The organism is Acidithiobacillus acidisediminis, assembly GCF_023277115.1.
In the GTDB taxonomy this organism is placed as follows: domain Bacteria; phylum Pseudomonadota; class Gammaproteobacteria; order Acidithiobacillales; family Acidithiobacillaceae; genus Igneacidithiobacillus; species Igneacidithiobacillus acidisediminis.
The window spans coordinates 1,766,235-1,779,182 of sequence record NZ_JALQCS010000001.1; the positions used below are offsets into that span (position 1 = coordinate 1,766,235).

15 protein-coding genes are annotated in these 12,948 nt (G+C 58.8%); 3 read left to right on the forward strand and 12 right to left on the reverse strand.

Annotation, left to right across the window (positions count from 1 at the left end; all coding sequences use genetic code 11):
* Window positions 1-14: 14 nt before the first annotated feature.
* Together pabB and M5D89_RS08915 are read right to left on the reverse strand one after the other, a co-directional pair.
* Window positions 15-1,382, reverse strand: a complete 1,368-nt coding sequence (pabB, locus tag M5D89_RS08910; protein WP_248885467.1) for an aminodeoxychorismate synthase component I — start codon at window positions 1,380-1,382, stop codon at window positions 15-17.
* 84 nt (window positions 1,383-1,466) lie between these two features.
* The gene (locus tag M5D89_RS08915) at window positions 1,467-1,751 is read right to left on the reverse strand and encodes a YrhK family protein (RefSeq protein WP_248885468.1); all 285 of its coding nucleotides are present in this window, start codon (window positions 1,749-1,751) and stop codon (window positions 1,467-1,469) included.
* Window positions 1,752-2,005: 254 nt separating this feature from the next.
* Here M5D89_RS08915 and M5D89_RS08920 point away from each other — a divergent pair, with 254 nt between their 5' ends.
* The 3 genes from M5D89_RS08920 to M5D89_RS08930 all read left to right on the forward strand — a co-directional run bounded on the left by M5D89_RS08920 (window position 2,006) and on the right by M5D89_RS08930 (window position 4,616).
* Entirely contained in the window at window positions 2,006-2,449 is a 444-nt protein-coding gene (locus tag M5D89_RS08920; RefSeq protein ID WP_248885469.1) for a GNAT family N-acetyltransferase, read from the forward strand.
* Between the two features lie 48 nt (window positions 2,450-2,497).
* The gene (locus tag M5D89_RS08925) at window positions 2,498-3,811 is read left to right on the forward strand and encodes a TolC family outer membrane protein (protein WP_248885470.1); all 1,314 of its coding nucleotides are present in this window, start codon (window positions 2,498-2,500) and stop codon (window positions 3,809-3,811) included.
* Between the two features lie 70 nt (window positions 3,812-3,881).
* Window positions 3,882-4,616, forward strand: a complete 735-nt coding sequence (locus M5D89_RS08930) for a DUF2249 domain-containing protein (protein ID WP_248885471.1) — start codon at window positions 3,882-3,884, stop codon at window positions 4,614-4,616.
* A gap of 11 nt (window positions 4,617-4,627) precedes the next feature.
* Here the strand turns inward: M5D89_RS08930 and hslO are convergent, their stop codons facing one another.
* From hslO to miaA, 10 genes are read right to left on the reverse strand one after another with little or no spacing between them, the layout of a single operon-like run.
* Window positions 4,628-5,485 carry an Hsp33 family molecular chaperone HslO gene (gene hslO, locus M5D89_RS08935; RefSeq protein WP_248885472.1) on the reverse strand — a complete coding sequence of 286 codons (858 nt, stop codon included), beginning with the start codon at window positions 5,483-5,485 and terminating at the stop codon, window positions 4,628-4,630.
* Window positions 5,482-6,255 carry a tRNA 2-thiocytidine biosynthesis TtcA family protein gene (locus tag M5D89_RS08940; protein ID WP_248885473.1) on the reverse strand — a complete coding sequence of 258 codons (774 nt, stop codon included), beginning with the start codon at window positions 6,253-6,255 and terminating at the stop codon, window positions 5,482-5,484. The genes hslO and M5D89_RS08940 overlap by 4 nt, the downstream gene beginning before the upstream one ends.
* A complete protein-coding gene (rfaE1, locus tag M5D89_RS08945) occupies window positions 6,245-7,210 on the reverse strand; it encodes a D-glycero-beta-D-manno-heptose-7-phosphate kinase (protein ID WP_248885474.1) in 966 nt (321 codons plus the stop codon). The genes M5D89_RS08940 and rfaE1 overlap by 11 nt, the downstream gene beginning before the upstream one ends.
* Window positions 7,191-8,513 carry a UDP-glucose dehydrogenase family protein gene (locus M5D89_RS08950; protein ID WP_248885475.1) on the reverse strand — a complete coding sequence of 441 codons (1,323 nt, stop codon included), beginning with the start codon at window positions 8,511-8,513 and terminating at the stop codon, window positions 7,191-7,193. Before M5D89_RS08950 ends, rfaE1 begins: the two co-directional genes overlap by 20 nt.
* 2 nt (window positions 8,514-8,515) lie before the next feature.
* Window positions 8,516-8,917 (reverse strand): holo-ACP synthase, encoded by a 402-nt coding sequence (gene acpS / locus M5D89_RS08955; RefSeq protein ID WP_248885476.1) that lies wholly within the window; start codon window positions 8,915-8,917, stop codon window positions 8,516-8,518.
* Window positions 8,914-9,639, reverse strand: a complete 726-nt coding sequence (gene pdxJ, locus M5D89_RS08960) for a pyridoxine 5'-phosphate synthase (RefSeq protein WP_248885477.1) — start codon at window positions 9,637-9,639, stop codon at window positions 8,914-8,916. The genes acpS and pdxJ overlap by 4 nt, the downstream gene beginning before the upstream one ends.
* Window positions 9,636-10,367: a DNA repair protein RecO gene (gene recO, locus M5D89_RS08965; protein ID WP_248885478.1), complete on the reverse strand. Its 732-nt coding sequence runs from the start codon at window positions 10,365-10,367 to the stop codon at window positions 9,636-9,638. Before recO ends, pdxJ begins: the two co-directional genes overlap by 4 nt.
* Window positions 10,357-11,286 carry a GTPase Era gene (gene era, locus M5D89_RS08970; protein WP_248885479.1) on the reverse strand — a complete coding sequence of 310 codons (930 nt, stop codon included), beginning with the start codon at window positions 11,284-11,286 and terminating at the stop codon, window positions 10,357-10,359. Before era ends, recO begins: the two co-directional genes overlap by 11 nt.
* Window positions 11,252-11,947 (reverse strand): ribonuclease III, encoded by a 696-nt coding sequence (rnc, locus tag M5D89_RS08975; protein ID WP_248885480.1) that lies wholly within the window; start codon window positions 11,945-11,947, stop codon window positions 11,252-11,254. The genes era and rnc overlap by 35 nt, the downstream gene beginning before the upstream one ends.
* A 52-nt stretch (window positions 11,948-11,999) precedes the next feature.
* Window positions 12,000-12,938 carry a tRNA (adenosine(37)-N6)-dimethylallyltransferase MiaA gene (gene miaA / locus M5D89_RS08980; protein ID WP_248885481.1) on the reverse strand — a complete coding sequence of 313 codons (939 nt, stop codon included), beginning with the start codon at window positions 12,936-12,938 and terminating at the stop codon, window positions 12,000-12,002.
* Window positions 12,939-12,948 lie beyond the last annotated feature (10 nt).

The following is a 12,948-nucleotide window of genomic DNA, read 5'->3' on the forward strand; positions in this document are numbered from 1 at the left end:
GAGGGACTCCGAAATCAGGGCGCTACTCTAGCGCAGCCCACTGTCTGCGGCAAAAATTCCTCCACAGTACTGCGGAGGATCGCTACCTTGCTCAAACACTCGGCATACTCTGCTGCACAATCAGAGTCCGCCACCACCGCACCACCGCCCTGAAAGATCAAACTGCCGTCGTCGCGCAGTTCGAGGCTACGAATCAAAATATTCCAATCCATGGCACCGTCCACCGTAACATAGCCGAAACTGCCGCAGTACAGCCCCCGCGCGCCATGCTCCAGTTCCTCGATGATCTCCATGGCCCGCCGCTTTGGGGCGCCGGTGATGGAACCTCCAGGAAAGGCCGCGGCAAGGGCATCCCATGCGTCCCAAGCTGGTGCCAAATCTGCTTCGATGCTGCTCACCAAGTGATGAACCTGATCATAAGATTCCAGACCGAAGAGTTCTGGTACACATACGGACCCAGGACGCGCGACCTTGCCCAGGTCGTTGCGCAACAAATCGACAATCATGAGATTTTCAGCGCGGTCTTTCTCACTGCGCAGTAGCTCTTCCGTCAATGCGCGATCCTCCTGCGGATTGCTCCCGCGCCGGCGCGTGCCCTTGATGGGGCGCGCCTCCAAACGGCCGTCCTGCAGACGGAGTAGCCGCTCTGGGGAAACGCTGAGCAAAGCACCCCAGGGATGCCGGAAGAATACGGAGAATGGCGCACGGCTCTTGCCCCGCAGTTGGGCGTATAAGGTCCAGGGATCCCCGTCCCAGGTACCGGTGAAGTCCTGCGCAAGATTGATCTGATAGCAATCTCCGGCGCGAATATAGCCCTGCACTCGCGCAAAGGCAGTTGCATAATCGGCGTAAGACCAGCGCGGAGTAATCCCCGGTTCGCGCAGGGTAAAGATGCCATGCGCAGGTCGGTGCGCCAGCGCCGCAAGCCAGTCCTCCTGCGCAGCGTCATCGCCATGGATCCAGGCGCGTTGCTGGTCATGATCCTGCAATAAACCGTGATCATAGAGCGCGAACACCGCCAAAGGACGTTCCGCCGCCATCCCTCGTCCCAGTTCCTGCCGCACACCCCAGTCATAGGACAGAAAACCACTCAGCAGGGGGAATACCTCGTTTTGCCCGCCCGACTGCGCCTGCTTCAGCGCAGCACGCAAACAATCGAACAAAGATCCACTGCTCTGCCGAGCCGTTGCACCGGGCCGTTGGGTCCAGATCCCTGCGGCATCCTCCCAAATCCACATGCGCGGCTGGCGGAGCAACAGATCGATCTGCCGCCGAGGACTGGGGGCGAGGCCACTGTCGAGGAAGATCGTCCACGTTTCTGCAGCGAAGCGCGCAACCAACGTCGCGCTATCTGCCACATACCCAATTTCTCGGCGCTGCACGCCCCTTCTCCCTCAGAAACACGCCTCATCCGGGAGAGTCTCGCCTGACTACTCTGGTTCTGTCCAGTTCTGCGCTGCTCGATCTCACATATTCCAGCGATCTCCACCAATTTTTTGCAAATGAACGTTATGCGCCAAGCGAATGGTCGGCCGAATCAGCAGCTGCGCGCTCCCGATCACGAACAGCCAAACCCCCGCATTTTCGGTAGAGGCGTAAAAAAAGAAAACGCTGCCAATCAGAAAAAGGACACCAATGAGAAAATCATTTACAATGCTGAGAGTCTCATATCTTTTTTTGATGACCAATACATCTGCTCCACTCAAACGAATATCAAGCGAACGACTGTCATCTGACTGCGATTCTGCCATTTTTATCCTCACACAAAACTTGTCTTGGAAATTAACCAACATTCAGGCTAACACAGACATAATACGGATGGACAATAGTGCATTGTGAGCCAGCCGGAATAGAACCCACGAATGATGCATAGATAAATGGCGAATTCGGGAAGGATATATTTATGAATATTGAGATTTTTGCGGTTTAAACGTACAAATCGGCAGAATGATTTGGTTCTTTCGGCGCAGGAGTGGGGTAAGATATTGGCATGGAGAAGCAGGATATGCAGATTCGGATAGCGCAGAACACAGATCTTGCTGGCATTCTGCAACTCTACGCCCAGCCGGAGATGGACGATGGACTTGTATTATCATTGCCAGAGGCAGAAGCCATTCTCGCGCGGATGCAGCGTTATCCGAACTACCACGTCTTTGTCGCCCAGGACGGGGGAGCCATCGTCGGAAGTTTTGCTTTGCTAATCATGGACAATCTCGCTCATCGCGGAACCCCATCTGCCATAGTGGAAGACGTTGTGGTCGCGTCGGACCGCCAAGGTCAAGGGATCGGCAAGAAGATGATGGTATATGCCATTGCGCGGGCGAAGGCGGCCGGCTGCTACAAGCTCATGTTGTCTTCCAACGCGAAGCGAGAGGCAGCACATCACTTCTATGAGTCTCTGGGCTTCGTGCGCCACGGCTATAGTTTTCGCATGGATCTTGTCAACTGACCGGACGGTCAGTACACTGCGAAGAAATTTCGACGGAGCACCTTGCCCATGTCTGCCTTGCGTCGTGCCATTCTTCCCAGCCTCGCGTTATTTTTATTGAGTCCCTGCGCAGTTGCCGAAGATTTACTCTCGGTTTACCAACAAGCCGTGCAGAGCGACCCGCGTCTAGCCGAGGCACGCGCGACCCTGCAGGCGGCAGAGCAAGACAAGCCCCTCGCACGCTCTGCGTACTTACCCCATCTGGGCTTGGGAGCAAGCGTTGGCTTCAATACCGGCAGTTTTTCCGGTTTCGCCGGATTGAACATCAACAAGGCCTACCTTTCCAATAATTACAGCGTGAGCCTGAGCCAGGCAGTATTCAACGGATCGGCGCTGGCCGCCATGAAAGAGGCGGGCAGCAAGATTCAAGCATCTGCTGCCAGCCTCGCGTACACCGAACAGGACCTCGCGCTGCGCGTTGCCAAGGCCTACTTTGCAGTGTTAGAAGCGCAGGCACAGGAGGCGATCGCAAATAAGCAGCGCAAGCTGCTCGACAGCATCTATCAACAGACCGAAGCGACCTTACGGATTGGCACCGGCGATATCATTGCCGTGCGCGAGGCTCGCGCACGCTTGGATGCTGCTCAGGCGGATGAAATACAGGCGCGAAATGCGACGGAAATTGCCCGCCAACGTCTGCAGCGATTGACCCACCAACCCGTAGGGGAATTGACCCCGTTGGCGCACTATCGGGCCCTTGGGCCGCAGCCGGATAACATGCAAGACTGGGTCGCCACCACCATGAAATCGTCACCGCAAATCCTGCAGGCGGAGGCAGAGACCCAGACCGCGCAGACCGAAGTGGAAGTGCAGCAGCGTCAGCGCTGGCCAAAACTGGAATTACAGGGTATCGCACAGCATACCCACGGCAATCCCTTTCCAGGGTTCACAGAAAACCAAGCTGGAGTGAGCCTGAATCTCTCTATGCCCCTCTTCGAAGGTGGACAGATTTCCAGTCAGGTACAGAAGGCACAAGCACAAAGCATGGCATCGAGCGATCATCTGGGCAGTGTGCGCGATGCCGTCCGGCTGAATGTCGAGAGCGCATTCCTTGATCTCAAAAACAGTGTCGCGCAATTGCAAGCGGCCCGCGAATCCCGCGCATCTGCCAAGGTCTCCTTGGAGGGTACACGCAAAGGCTACGAGGTGGGTACGCGCTCCATCATCGATCTGTTGCAGACCGCCACCGACTACATCCGCGCCGAGCAGCAATACAATGTGGCGTTCTATCGGCAAATCACCGCACGCGTGGCCCTGAAGGCCGCCTCGGGACAACTGAATATGGCGGATTTGCAATCAATCAACGCGCTGCTGCAGAAATAGGATCGGGCTGCGCCGCGAGCCTCTTCAGCGTATAGTGTCGCTATTCGTTGCGGACATGCGGAGAGAGGGTATGGTAGAACTGGTAGAAGCAAGCACCTTGTCCTTGGACCTACGCGGAATCCCCGATGCGAAGGCAGGACCGCTGCTCTTTTCCGCATCGCAACGCCTGGGAATTGGGCAACAGATTGACTTGCTGATCGATCGCGATCCACACACGCTGCTGCGTGCCACGGCCTTCCAACTCCGTGACGCGATTTCCTGGGCCGTGCATGAGGCAGATGGACAGTGGCGGGCGACGGTACGACCACGCAAGGAAGCCGAAGCCAAAGATGTGGTGGATCTGCTGACCTGGGACCATTATCGCTTGGATCGTCAATTTGCCGATGTGTTGGCGGCAGCCAACGCTAACCGCGTACAGGAAGCAGAGGCGATATTTCAGGATTACTGGATCGGCCTACGCCGCCATGTGCATATGGAAAACTACATTCTGGGACCGGTGCTGGGCGGCGGCGAGAAGAAAGGCCCGTTGGCAGATATGCTGTTCGAGCACGACAGCCTCATTCAGCAGTCACGCATCGTGGATGAGACCTTCCAGGAGAAAGACTACGACATGCTCCCTGCCATTTGCGCAATGCTGTCCGGTTCCTTGGCAAAACACGAGAACCGGGAAGAAAATACCCTCTTTCCGATTTGGCAAGCGGCGAACAATCAGGACAAGTTACGGGCCGAGGAATTTTTGTCGCAGACTCGAGCGCTACTGGCAGGCGCCGATGATGCGACGGTAAAGGAACGCTTCCCCGACTGAGTCAAACAGCCTTAATGCAGGGATTTGCCAGGGGCGAAGAGAGTAGCTACGGCAGCGGCGTCCAGACGGTAAATTTTTTGGCAATATTCGCAGGTCACCTGAATCACCCCCTCCGCTGCCAAGGTCTCCTCCACCTCGCTTTCGCCTAAGGCAACGAGCATCCTTTCCACGCGTTCTAGCGAGCAACTGCACTGAAATTGCAGTGGAGCCGGTTCGCGCAGACGAACCCCCACGCTAGGAAAGATTTCTGGCAAGAATTGCTCCGGACGCGCCAGCAATAAGGAGTGGTCGGAACCGATATCCAGAAAGCCCGTTGCCGTTTGCCATTCCTCTTCGCTCAGAATTCCCGGCAGGCGCTGCAAAAAATAGCCACCGGCAATGCCCTGCTGCACATCGACCACCAGGCGAAAATAGGCCGGTGCTTGCACCGATTCGAGAAAATAGGCTGCGAGAGATTCGGTAAGGGTATCGCGAAGCTGGATCACGCCCTGATAGCGATCTCGATCGAGACCCATATCGACGGTCAGCGCCAGGAGCGCCTCCGGTAAGGCAGCCAGATCGAGGCTCTCCTCTTCTCCCTGCCATCGGACATAGGCCCGCATCCCGCCCCCACTCATCATTTCTGCCACCAGCAAGCGTAAACTTCCCTGGCTTTGCGCTTGTAAGATTAAACGCTCGAAATGTTTTTGCGTACTGGAAATCAATGCCAACCCTACCAGGATCTCTCCCAATAGCTGTCGCAACTCGACCGGTCCGGACAATTCCTGAATGACCCGCTGAAAAATATGATCGACCCGACAACGAGCACCCCGCAACGGTAGGCTTTCCCAATAAAAACTTTGCAGAAAATCTATCGCTTTCTCGCTCATGCCGGTATTTCTCTCGCCATCAGCGGCTGCATGGCCCGCAGCAATTGCTTGAACAAACGTGGGTCCCGCTCTTCTTGCTGGGCCAGCAATTCTTTCATCCGCTGTCGTTCCGTCGGATGCTGGAAACAGGCGGGGCAATTTTCGACAATGATTGGCAACCCCTCTTCCTGCGCATAGGCGCGGGTCTGACGTTCGCGGCAATAGACGAGGGGGCGAATTACCCGCAGGTCTCCCTCCCGCACCGCATAGTGGGCCTTCATGGTACGCAATTCACCATTATAAAAGAGAGACATGAAAAAACTTTCCGCAAAATCATCCAAGTGTTGCCCTAGGGCGAGCACATTAAAGCCTTCACGTCGGGCACAGGCATAGAGCACGCCACGCCGCATCCGAGCGCAGAAACTGCAGTAGGAAGGCCTGCCCAGATGTTTTTGGGCACGGCCAAAAATATCCTGCCGCTCCCAGAACCAGGGCAAGTCGAGGGCGCGCACATGCGCCCCCAGGGGCTCGGGATCGAAGTCTGGGCTGTTGGGATCGACGGTAGCCACGCCCAGGGAGAAGGGAACCGGGCTATGGCGCTGCAGGTCATGCAGCAAGGCCAACAAGCTCAGAGAATCCTTGCCACCGGAAAGTGCGACCAGAATCCGATCGCCAGGGCGGATCATGCCGTATTCGTGCAGCGCCTTGCCCATGCGCCGGGCCAGGAGACGCGGGACCGGCAATCGATGCCCCGCGCTGTTCCCTGCCTCCTCAAGGACTCTATCCGGCATTCGTACCCCGCAGGGCGAGCGCGAGCTCATCGCGGGAAACCGTTGCCGCCCCCAGTTTGCCGACCACGATACCCGCAGCTCGGTTGCCCAACTCCACTGCCTGATCCAGTGGCCAACCCGCAGCCACGGCTGTCGCGATGGTGGCAATGACCGTATCGCCAGCGCCGGTCACATCAAAGACTTCGCGCGCCTGCGCCGGATGGTGATGAATCCCGTCAGCCAAGAAGAGGGTCATGCCTTCTTCTCCTCGGGTTACCAATAAGCCCTCCAGCTCCCATTCGCGGCGCCAGTGTTGCGCCAGTTCTTGAAGCTCTGCGTCACTGCGCCAAGGCCCGGCTACGGCCTGAAATTCTGCCTTGTTTGGCGTGATCAGGGTCGCACCACGATAGCGTTCGTAGTTCCGGCCCTTGGGATCCACCAGCACGGGTAGCCGACGCTCTCTACCTGCCGCAATCCATGCCGGGGCATCCCGTACCGCACCTTTGCCATAATCCGACAAGACCAAGGCAGAACAGGGGGCACGCAATAACATATCGGGAGAAAACAGTTCCGCCAAGGCCGCATCCTGCGGATATTCCTCAAAATCGAGACGGAGGAGCTGTTGTTGCTGACCAATCACCCGAAGTTTGACCGTGGTCGGAATCTCTGCCACGGGCAGAAAACTGCTTTCCACGCCAGCCGTAGCGAGAAGTTCTGCCAAGCGTCCCGCCGCCGCGTCCTTCCCGACCGGTGCGCGCAAACGGCAGCGCGCACCCAGGGCGGCAATATTCAAGGCCACGTTCGCTGCCCCGCCAGGGCGTTCTTCTTCTTTTTGCACCTGCACCACTGGTACTGGGGCCTCGGGCGAGATGCGTTCGACCCGCCCAAACCAATAGCGATCGAGCATTACGTCGCCAAGAACGGCGACCTGCGCCTGAGCCAGGCGTTCGAGCAAGTTATGAGCGTCCGATGGCACGATATTGCAGTCCAGCAGCTTTGGGTAAACGCGGATCGTAGAGGTTGCGCCCGTCGATGATCAAGGCGTGGCGCAAACGCCGCCGCAGCTCGGCAAAATCCGGGCTGCGGAAGATCTGCCATTCGGTACAGATGACCAGGGCGTCGGCACCTTCGCAGGCGGCATAGGGATCATCACACAACAGCAAGTCCGCCATATCGCCATAAATCCGTCGCGCTTCCGCCATGGCGACGGGATCATAGGCTTGCATGATGGCGCCACGGCGACGCAAGGCATCGATCAGGGTGCGACTCGGCGCCTCCCGCATGTCGTCGGTGTTGGGTTTGAAGGCCAGTCCCCAGATGGCAATCCGTTTCTGCCGTAGGTCTTCGCCCAATTCCGCCACCAGCTTGCGTTCCAGCACCTGCTTCTGAGTATTGTTCACCGCCTCCACCGCACGAATCAGGGGCGCATCAAAACCCAATTCCTTTGCGGTATGCTCAAGGGCGCGCACATCCTTGGGAAAACAGGAACCCCCGTAGCCACAGCCTGGATAGATGAAATCAAAGCCAATACGCGGGTCGGAGCCAATCCCCACCCGCACCTGCTCGATGTCGGCACCCAAGCGCTCTGCCAGGCCAGCAAGCTCATTCATGAAGGAGATCTTGGTGGCAAGGAGCACATTGGCGGCATATTTGGTGAGTTCTGCCGATGACAGATCCATGACCAGCACGCGATCGTGATTCCGGTTGAAGGGGGCATAGAGATCGCGCATGCGCTGTGCTACCTGCTCGTCATCGGTGCCGACAATGATCCGATCCGGCTTCATGAAATCGCCGACCGCAGCGCCCTCCTTGAGAAATTCGGGATTGGAAACCACCGAAAAAGGGATCTGCACAGCGCGCCTATCCAGCTCGCTTTGTATGGCTTTGCGCACCTTTTGTGCTGTACCAACAGGTACCGTCGATTTATTCACGATAATCCGCGGCTGGACCAGATGTTTGCCAATATCCGCTGCAACGCCAAGCACATAGCGCAGGTCTGCAGAACCGTCCTCATCTGGCGGTGTTCCCACCGCGATGAAGAGAAATTCGCCGTGCTCAACCCCAGCGGCAATATCCGTACTGAAGCGCAAGCGTCCACCGGCAATGCCACTGCTTACGATTTCTGGAAGATCCGGTTCATGGATGGGGATTTCCCCCTGCTGTAGGCGCGCCACTTTTTCCGCATCGATATCGATGCAGAGCACTTGATTGCCCACTTGCGCCAGGCAGGCCCCGGTTACCAAGCCCACATAGCCCGTACCCACTACCGTGATCCGCATTTCTATTCCCCCGTCACTTCTGCGGCCAAGTCTTCGATCAAGACCGTCGCCGTGGCATAGCGATGCTCATCGCTCAAGCTCAACCAGAGCCTGGCACGCCGAGCGCAGCGCCTGAGCTGCAGCTGCGCTGCCCCCGTCAGGAGCAATTCCGGTCGTCCCAGGGCATCGTGACCCACCTGGATCTCTCCCCAGGATATACCGTTGCGCAACCCCGTTCCGAGGGCCTTGAGGGTCGCCTCCTTGGCGGCAAAACGCCGCGCCAGGAAGGCTGCACCCTGAGCAACAGGGAATTCATGGCGTTCCTGCTCGCCAAGGACGCGCTGCAGCAGCTTCTCGTCCCAACGTGCCAACAGCCCCGCCATCCGCTCGACCGAAACCAGATCCGTGCCCAGACCAACAATCAACTGCGCGCCTGCCGCATCAGGCGTTTCATTTCGCGTACGGCATCATCCAGGCCGCGGAAGATGGCGTGGGCAATAATAGCGTGGCCAATATTGAGTTCCGCAATTTCTGGGATGGCAGCAATGGGCTCGACATTGCTGTAATCCAGTCCATGTCCCGCATTTACCTGCAGGCCAAGCCCATGCGCCAGGCGCGCGGCGCTGCGTAATTGTTCGAGCTGTGCTGCGACTTCGCCAGGATTGCCGGCATTGGCGTAGCTGCCAGTATGCAACTCGATCACCGGTGCACCCGTGGCAACAGCGGCGTGGATTTGCTGCGGATCAGGATCAATGAAAAGAGAGACCCGCACCCCCGCAGCAGTCAGGCGCGCCGTCGCCGCCGCCACACGATCCTGCTGTCCGGCGACATCCAGCCCGCCCTCGGTGGTGAGTTCTGCACGGCGCTCGGGAACGAGGCAACAGTCACTGGGCCGCAGGCGCTCGGCAATGCTCAGGACATCTTCGTTCAGCGCCATCTCGAGATTGAGTCGCGTGCGCAAAGTCTGCTGTAACAGCACAATATCGCGCTCCTGGATATGGCGACGATCTTCACGCAGATGAGCGGTAATGGCATCGGCACCCGCCCGCTCCGCCAGAAAGGCTGCCTCCAGTGGATCGGGATAGCGGGTGCCGCGCGCCTGCCGCAGTGTTGCGACATGATCGATGTTTACGCCCAAGGCTATCATTCGTTGTGGTCTCCCCTCTGCTTCCCGCGCTGGCGCTGCAAGTATGCCGCAAGTAGGCGGCGACTCTCCAGGGGCCGGCCCGCGAGAACTGCGTCCAACTCCGCGGCGAGAACCTTGCGCAGTTCCCCCCACAGGGGGCGAGCCGGGGGAGAGGCCATGGTGCCGGCTAACCATTGTCGCGCTTCCGCCGAGAGCAGCGCGGCAAGCACGGGTCGATGCACAGCGCAGAACATCCCTGCCCCCGCCTTGGCATAGGCCTGTTGGCCGAGTGTCGCACCACAGCTTGCACAACACTGCAGATCGGCGGCCCAGCCCAGGATCTCCAGGAGGCGCCGTTCAAGACGACGCAAACGCCAATACGCTTCGGGTTCCTCGGCTAACGCCTGCAGGGTCTGTTCATATTCGCAGAACAATTCGGGTTGTGGATCTCCCCGCTCGGTCAGGCGCAAGAGCAATTCGTTGAGATAAAACAGCAGCAGCGCCGGTGCTGGGCGCTGGAGCAAGGGGCTCGGGATCTCTTCGCCACTCTGCAGGGCTGGTAGCGCTCCGCCGCCTGCCCAACGCGCCCAATACGGCCGACCTGCCTCCATGCGCCCGCGGCGCCGCCGACCCCGCGCCAGAACCCCCAGGCGGCCGTGCTCGGCGGTGAACAACTCCAGCACCAGGCTACCGTCACCGAAAGGGTGGTGATGCAAGACCCAGACGCGCTCGCCGCTGTTACGCTCCATACCCCATTTCGCGCAGCAGCCCTGGGTGGCGATCCCAATCCTCGCGCTCTTTTACCCAGAGTCCAAGCCAGACTCGTGCCCCGGTCTGCTGCGCAATGCTCTCCCGCGCCCGCGTCCCGATGCGCTTCAAACGCTGCCCCTTTTCACCCAGCAAAATGGCCTTCTGTCCCGCCTTGCGACAGTAGATCGTCGCTTCGATCTCGTGACTGCCATCGGCTGCCACCCGATATTTTTCGATCGCAACCGCTGTTTCATAGGGCAGTTCGGCGCTGAGCTGGCGAAAAATCTGTTCCCGAACCGCTTCGGCTGCAAGAAAACGCATCTGCCGATCCGTCACCTCTTCCGCCGAGTACTGCGCAGGACCCTCCGGCAAGAGGGGAAGCAGGACGTCTGCCAAGTGCTCGACATCATCTCGGCGCCGCGCGCAGAGGGGGACGATTGCAACGAAGTCGGCATGCTTGGCCACCTCCTGCAGGTAAGGCAGCAGGCGCTCTTTCTGCTGGACCCGATCAATCTTATTGACCACCAGGATCAACGGTAGATCGCGTTGCTGCAGCCAGCGCAGGGCCTCGGCATCCCCCGCGTTCCACAGCGGCGCCTCGACCACCAATACGCCGAGATCCGCGGCATCGAGGGCCGAGCGGGTGGCGCGCAGGATGTGGCGATTCAGCCGGCGATGGCCTTGATGTACACCGGGGGTGTCGAGAAAGAGAATCTGCCCCTCTGGGCGGGTATAAATACCCAAGATCTGATCGCGGGTAGTTTGCGGGCGCGGCGCCGTAATACTGATCTTTTGCCCAATCAGGTGATTCAGCAAGGTAGACTTGCCCACATTGGGACGCCCGATCAGGGCAACACTGCCACAGCGATGGGACGCCAACTGCTCAGCCGGCATGACGTTGTTTTCCAGACTGCCCATGCAACTGCTCGAGCATGCGTTGCGCCGCCTGCTGTTCCGCACGGCGGCGGCTGCTATCCTCGGCCTCGGTCGGCACCATCCCCTCGACACTGCAGCGTGCAACGAAGCGCCGTTCGTGGGCTTGGCCTTTTTCCTCGATCAGTTCATAGCAGGGCAAGGCCTTCCCTTTCCCCTGCAGCAACTCCTGCAAACGAGTTTTCGGATCGCGCAGTTCTTCTGCCCCGAGCGCGTCGGTAATGAGCGGCGTCATGAGATGGTCGACGATACGTCCCGCTGCAGAAAAACCACCATCGAGATAGGCCGCGCCGATAACGGCTTCCACTGCATCAGCACGAATGGACGCACGCCGTGCCCCGCCGGAGCGAATCTCTCCCGCGCCGAGAATCAGGTTGTCTGCGAGATCGATGGTTTCTGCCACCTGCGCCAAGGTCTCCTCGCGCACCAGCCGTGCCCGCATCCGCGACAGGTCACCTTCACTGACCTTGGCAAATCGATCATATAAACGCGCAGCAACGATAAAATTCAGCGCGGCATCGCCCAGAAACTCTAGACGCTCATTGTGTTGTGCGCCGGCACTACGATGGGTGAGGGCCTGCCGCAACAGCGCAGGGTCCTGAAATTGGTATGCGATACGGTCTTGTAAGCGTTCAAGTTTATTCATAGAGCATAGTATACGCACGCTATGCCATCAGCGGGAGAGTCTCGCCGAACTTTTATCTGCTCCACCCCATCGGCTCTGCAGTCAGGCTTTGCAGACGCCTCTGCAAAGCCGCAATCAGCTGATCTACCTGTGCTTTATCCTCGGGATACAAGACCCAATCCGGAGTCTCGGCGCGGAACCAGGTTTCTTGTCGCTTGGCGAGCTGGCGGGTGGCATAAAGCGCGGCGCGCTCTGCTTCTGTGCTGGAACTTTCTCCCCGCAACCAGGCGAAGAGCTGACGGTAGCCAACGGAGCGACAGGCCGGAAGATCGAACGCGCCATAGCGGGCAAACAGCATTTGTGCTTCCTCCCGGAAACCTGCGGCGAACATGCTTTGCAGGCGCAGCTCAATGCGTTGATGTAATTCCGTGCGTGGGATTTGCACAGTGATTTTCCAGACTGGACCGGGCAATTGCTGTTCCCAGCGCTCCGGTGCCGCTAGACCGAGATCTAGGAGCTCCAGCGCGCGCTGAATCCGCTGCGCATCGTGCGGATGAATGGCGGAAGCACGCCGTGGATCACGAGCCGCCAAGCGCTGATGCAAGGCCGGCCAACCGATCTGCTCTGCCTCCTCCTGCAATTTTTCCCGCCCTGCCGGATCGGCGCTGGGTAACTCACCGATACCACGTTCCAGAGCCCGGAAATACAGTCCCGTGCCACCGACCAGCAAAGGAATCTGTCCAGCCGCATGGGCCGTCTGGATTTCCTGCGCCGCGTCGCGGGCAAAATCACCCGCCGAATAGGGCGCCTCCGGCTCGCGGATGTCGATGAGGGCATGGGGATAACGCTGCCGAATCGCTGCTTCCGGCTTGGCACTACCCAGATCGAAATAGCGGTACACCGCGAGGGAATCGACACTGATCAAACGCAGCGGCAAAGCGTCTGCCAGCCGTAGCGCCAACGCCGTCTTGCCGCTTGCGGTAGGTCCCTGGAGGAAGATTGTTGGTAACATGGCTGGAGGG

What these genes read in the sequence shown, in the direction of transcription:
- M5D89_RS08915 (WP_248885468.1), bottom strand. Translation starts at nt 1,751, where the DNA reads ATGGCAGAATCGCAGTCAGATGACAGTCGTTCGCTTGATATTCGTTTG.
- M5D89_RS08920 (WP_248885469.1), top strand. Translation starts at nt 2,006, where the DNA reads ATGCAGATTCGGATAGCGCAGAACACAGATCTTGCTGGCATTCTGCAA.
- M5D89_RS08925 (WP_248885470.1), top strand. Translation starts at nt 2,498, where the DNA reads ATGTCTGCCTTGCGTCGTGCCATTCTTCCCAGCCTCGCGTTATTTTTA.
- M5D89_RS08930 (WP_248885471.1), top strand. Translation starts at nt 3,882, where the DNA reads ATGGTAGAACTGGTAGAAGCAAGCACCTTGTCCTTGGACCTACGCGGA.
- hslO (WP_248885472.1), bottom strand. Translation starts at nt 5,485, where the DNA reads ATGAGCGAGAAAGCGATAGATTTTCTGCAAAGTTTTTATTGGGAAAGC.
- M5D89_RS08940 (WP_248885473.1), bottom strand. Translation starts at nt 6,255, where the DNA reads ATGCCGGATAGAGTCCTTGAGGAGGCAGGGAACAGCGCGGGGCATCGA.
- M5D89_RS08950 (WP_248885475.1), bottom strand. Translation starts at nt 8,513, where the DNA reads ATGCGGATCACGGTAGTGGGTACGGGCTATGTGGGCTTGGTAACCGGG.
- pdxJ (WP_248885477.1), bottom strand. Translation starts at nt 9,639, where the DNA reads ATGATAGCCTTGGGCGTAAACATCGATCATGTCGCAACACTGCGGCAG.
- recO (WP_248885478.1), bottom strand. Translation starts at nt 10,367, where the DNA reads ATGGAGCGTAACAGCGGCGAGCGCGTCTGGGTCTTGCATCACCACCCT.
- era (WP_248885479.1), bottom strand. Translation starts at nt 11,286, where the DNA reads ATGGGCAGTCTGGAAAACAACGTCATGCCGGCTGAGCAGTTGGCGTCC.
- rnc (WP_248885480.1), bottom strand. Translation starts at nt 11,947, where the DNA reads ATGAATAAACTTGAACGCTTACAAGACCGTATCGCATACCAATTTCAG.
- miaA (WP_248885481.1), bottom strand. Translation starts at nt 12,938, where the DNA reads ATGTTACCAACAATCTTCCTCCAGGGACCTACCGCAAGCGGCAAGACG.